Raw genomic sequence first — 4,030 nt, forward strand, 5'->3', positions numbered from 1 at the left:
GGCCACGACCCCGCAGGGCTGCGCTCGGCCCTGTGCCGGGATTCGGTGAGAAATGGCTACGCACTGAGCCGCTGCGTGGCCCCGCGATGTCGAAAGCCGAAGTGCGAACCTCCGATCCGTACCCAAAACGACGCTTGCACGGCCGCTGCCTACCTGCCAGACTGGCCGAAAAGGGCGTTTGAATTTCCTATACCCCGCTGCCGCTCCAGCTTGACAGTTGGGGGGGAGGCCTTGATATGCTCAACGAGCATGAAAACTCCAGGAAGGTAATTCAGGGAGTCGCCATGGAGGCAAGCCCCGGGTCCTTTGCCATGAGTCCTTTGCCATGAGACCCGGGACTTGCCTCCCTTTTTAATGAACATTGGCTATCAGACCATGACATCAGAGCAGGGTCTGCAAGGGGAGGTTGGGATGCAAAGCTTTATGAGGTTCGAAAACAAGGTTGTCGTCATTACTGGTGCCGGTAGCGGGATTGGCGCTGCCGCAGCACGTCGCTTTGCATCGGAAGGGGCGATCGTCGTCCTGGCCGACTGGGACAAGACGGCCGCCGAAAAAGTGGCTTCCTCCCTGCCGGAGAAGCGGACACTGGTCATCGGCGTCGATGTCTCTGACGTGACGTCGGTCAGGGCGATGTTCGACCGCGTTGTGGAACAGTTCGGCAAAGTCGATGTGCTCATCAACAATGCCGGCGTGCATGCGACCGGCAGCGTCCTCGACTCCAGCCTGGAAGACTGGGAGCGGATCTCCGCCATTGATATCAATGGGGTAGTGTATTGCTCGAAATTCGCTCTTCCGCACCTGCTCAAGAGCAAAGGCTGCATCGTCAATACCGCTTCTGTATCGGGTCTCGGCGGCGACTGGGGAGCTGCATATTACTGCGCTGCGAAAGGTGCCGTATCCAACCTGACACGCGCGATGGCACTCGACCACGGCGGAGCCGGGGTGCGGGTCAATGCCGTTTGTCCGAGCCTGGTAAAGACCAACATGACCGCCAACTTCCCGGAAGCGGTGAACCAGAAATTCAATGAACGCATCCCGCTCGGTAGAGCTGCAGAGCCTGAAGAGGTCGCTGCGGTCATGGCCTTTCTTGCCAGCGAAGATGCCAGTTTTGTCAATGGTGTCAATATTCCCGTCGATGGTGGCGTGACCGCCTCGGACGGTCAGCCTAAAATCGCCTGATCCGCTTGACGACATAAAAGCCGGCGCATGCCCTGATCCCGCGGCGGACGCGCTTTTCCGACCTGGCGGCGGCCCTGCGCCACCGGTCTGCCTTGTCCGGTGGCAGCCGGCTACAGGGCAGTCTGAATTGCCTTGACCGCCATCAGGCCCACGATCAGGCCCACGATCAGGCCCGCCATCAGGCGGGTTGGGCCGGGCCTGGCCTGGCCGCTGGAGCAGGGCCTCTGCGGCAAGTTGCAACCCGGGAACGGGCTTTGCTGTCTCATGCGGTATCGCGGTACCCTGCGCAACCCCCATCGAGAAAGCCTGCCGTGCCGGAAAACATTCCGTTCATCCAGAGCTACCACGCTCGCACCCGCCACCACTTTGAAGCTTATGCCGCGGGCCCCGGGCAACTGGATTGGGATGCCCAGCCGGCCCCTTTCCGCCACTTTCATGGCGCCCCCTGCCTGTCCCTGCCGCTGAGCGCCGATCAGTTCGAACGTCCCTGGCATGATCCAGCCCCCACGGCTGCCGTGCCCACCGGCCTGGACAGCATCGGCGCCGTGCTGGAGCTTTCCTTCGGCCTCTCGGCCTGGAAAAGCTGGGGCCCCAGCCGCTGGGCCCTGCGCTGCAATCCCTCTTCGGGCAATCTGCACCCCACGGAAAGTTATCTGCTCTGCCGGGGCATTCCTGGCCTGGCCGATGGGGTGCACCACTACGACCCGCTCCAGCACCAGCTGGAAAGCCGGGCTCTGCTGAACCCCGGCGGCAGCCCCTGCCTGCTGCTGGGTCTGAGTTCCATCATGTGGCGGGAGGCCTGGAAATACGGGGAGCGGGCCTTCCGCTACTGCCAGCTCGACCTGGGCCACGCCCTGGGCGCCATCGCCTATGCCGCCCACCTGCTGGGCTGGCAGGCCCGGCCTCTGGCCCTGGGCAGCGAGCGTCTGGCAAAGTTGCTGGGCCTCAACCGGAGCGAAGACTTTCCCTCCACCCCCTATCCGTTCACGGAAGCCGAGGAGCCGGAAATCCTGCTGGCCCTCCAGGCCCCGGGATTACCGCCCCCCAGCCCCGGACAGTTGCAGGCACTGGAGGCAGAACTGCAAGCTGCCTCGTGGCAGGGCCAGGCCAGCCTCATCGACCCCGATCCCGGCTATCGCTGGCCCCTGATCGACCAGGCCGCCCAGGCCAGCCGCCTGCCCGATGACTGGCTGGCCAGTCTGCCGGCCTCGCATCCAGACCCCCTGCCCCCCTTGCCGGCCCCGGACCCCGACGCTGCCAACACCCCGGGCCACGCGGCCCTGATTCGCCAGCGGCGCAGCGGCCAGCGTTACAACCCGCGCCTCCCTTTGGCCAAGGACGCTTTTTACCGGATGCTCGATGCCCTGCTGCCCCGGCCGGAAACGGCACCCTGGCCGGTCCTGCCGAGCGCCGCCCGGGTGCACCTGCTCTTGTTCGTGGAACGGGTGGAGGGCCTGCCCCCCGGCCTCTATCTGCTGCCCCGCAGCCCGGCTGGGGCCGAAGCCCTGCGGCGCGACATCGCCCCGGACGATGCCCGTTTCACCGGCCAGGCCGCCGTGGCCAGGCATGACCCGGATTGCCCGCCCCACCTGGGCCTGATCTGCCTCGCCCCCCCTCGAACTGTCCGAGTTGCAGCGGCTGGCCCGGGCTCTCTCCTGCCATCAGGACATCGCCGCCACCGGGGCCTTCACCCTGGGTTTCCTGGCCCGGATGGAGGAGGCCCTGGCCCTGGGCGCCGACCATTACCGCCACCTGCTGCGCGAAGCCGGGCTGCTGGGGCAAATTCTTTATCTGGAGGCAGAAGCCGCCGGGGTGCGGGGCACCGGCATCGGCTGCTTTTTCGATACGGCGGTGACCCGGGTGCTGGGCATAGAAGAAAGCGGCTGGCAAAGCCTCTACCACTTCACCGTGGGCCATCTTGTGCCGGACAGCCGCATCGAAACCGGCCCGCCCTACCCGGACCGGAGCCCCTGAAACCCGGCCTGGCCCGCAATTTGCGTATTTGCGTATTTGCGTATTGCCTCGCCTTACCCTCCCCTTACCCTCGCCAGGAGCAAAGCCCATGACCCCCATCCCCGCCACCGTTCCGGACAAATTCGGCCAGCCCGTCGGCCCTGGCGATCAGGTCCGCATCCTCGGTATCAGTCCCGACCCGGACATGGACGAGGAAGACCTGGAGTTATTCCTGGAAATGGTGGGCTCCATCTGCGAAGTGGAACGGGTGGATGAGGCTGGCTACGCCTGGGTCACCCTCTGGTGGGCCACTTCGGAAGGCTCCATCACCACCACCACGGCCCTGAACACCCAGGAGATGCAGAAGGTGCCCCGCTACTGAAACCTGTCGGCTTGTCGACAAGCTGACAGGAAACCCGGCCCCCAACCCTGCCCAAACTCGGCCCAAACTCGGCCCAAATCAACCCCAGACGCGCTGGGCACCCACCGTCATGAGGCCGAGCCAGGTCAGGGTGAGGGAACCCCCAAGGTGCAGCAACATCAGGGCAAAGGCCCAGCCGGCTTGTCCGGCCAGCAGGCGTTCCACGGTTTCGGCGGAAAAGCTGGAAAAGGTGGTGAGCCCGCCCAGAAAGCCGGTGATGGCAAACAGCTTGAGCGCCGGAGAAATATCCGTGTGCAGGTGGAACAGCTGCGGATGAGTTCGATGACCTACCAAGCCGGAGGCCATCGGCCCGGTGCTGGTGATCGTGCAGCGCGTCATCGCCGGCTGGTTAGCCGATCAAGTCGGCGTCGACCACGCCAGCGCGCAATGCGGCGCGGTAACGCTGATCCAGCGCTTCGGCAGCGCGCTGAACCTGAATGTTCACTTCCACATGCTGTGGCTCGACGGCGTGTACGA

At 64.9% G+C, this 4,030-nt stretch carries 4 protein-coding genes and 1 pseudogene; 4 read left to right on the forward strand and 1 reads right to left on the reverse strand.

What is annotated here, in order from left to right; genetic code table 11:
* The first annotated feature begins 411 nt into the window (after positions 1–411).
* The 3 genes from DER72_RS15815 (at position 412) to DER72_RS15835 (ending at position 3,514) form a co-directional block, all read left to right on the forward strand.
* A complete protein-coding gene (locus DER72_RS15815) occupies positions 412–1,179 on the forward strand; it encodes an SDR family NAD(P)-dependent oxidoreductase (RefSeq protein ID WP_243726540.1) in 768 nt (255 codons plus the stop codon).
* Between the two features lie 1,629 nt (positions 1,180–2,808).
* Positions 2,809–3,153: a nitroreductase family protein gene (locus DER72_RS16310; RefSeq protein ID WP_219983329.1), complete on the forward strand. Its 345-nt coding sequence runs from the start codon at positions 2,809–2,811 to the stop codon at positions 3,151–3,153.
* A gap of 88 nt (positions 3,154–3,241) precedes the next feature.
* Positions 3,242–3,514, forward strand: coding sequence for a hypothetical protein (locus DER72_RS15835; RefSeq protein ID WP_110070891.1), 273 nt, complete (start codon positions 3,242–3,244; stop codon positions 3,512–3,514).
* A gap of 78 nt (positions 3,515–3,592) precedes the next feature.
* Here the strand turns inward: DER72_RS15835 and DER72_RS15840 are convergent, their stop codons facing one another.
* The gene (locus DER72_RS15840; protein ID WP_110070892.1) at positions 3,593–3,892 is read right to left on the reverse strand and encodes a CrcB family protein; all 300 of its coding nucleotides are present in this window, start codon (positions 3,890–3,892) and stop codon (positions 3,593–3,595) included.
* Here DER72_RS15840 and DER72_RS15845 point away from each other — a divergent pair.
* Positions 3,843–4,030: pseudogene (locus DER72_RS15845) on the forward strand (transposase); the annotation flags it as partial. The gene DER72_RS15840 and the pseudogene DER72_RS15845 overlap by 50 nt on opposite strands.

Origin of the sequence: Halomonas sp. A11-A (genome assembly GCF_003182195.1) — a bacterium.
GTDB classification, from domain to species: domain Bacteria; phylum Pseudomonadota; class Gammaproteobacteria; order Pseudomonadales; family Halomonadaceae; genus Halomonas; species Halomonas alkalicola.

Bases quoted from the DNA above. Each gene is read 5' to 3' on its own strand.
- DER72_RS15815 (WP_243726540.1), top strand. From the start codon at position 412: ATGCAAAGCTTTATGAGGTTCGAAAACAAGGTTGTCGTCATTACTGGT.
- DER72_RS15835 (WP_110070891.1), top strand. From the start codon at position 3,242: ATGACCCCCATCCCCGCCACCGTTCCGGACAAATTCGGCCAGCCCGTC.
- DER72_RS15840 (WP_110070892.1), bottom strand. From the start codon at position 3,892: ATGACGCGCTGCACGATCACCAGCACCGGGCCGATGGCCTCCGGCTTG.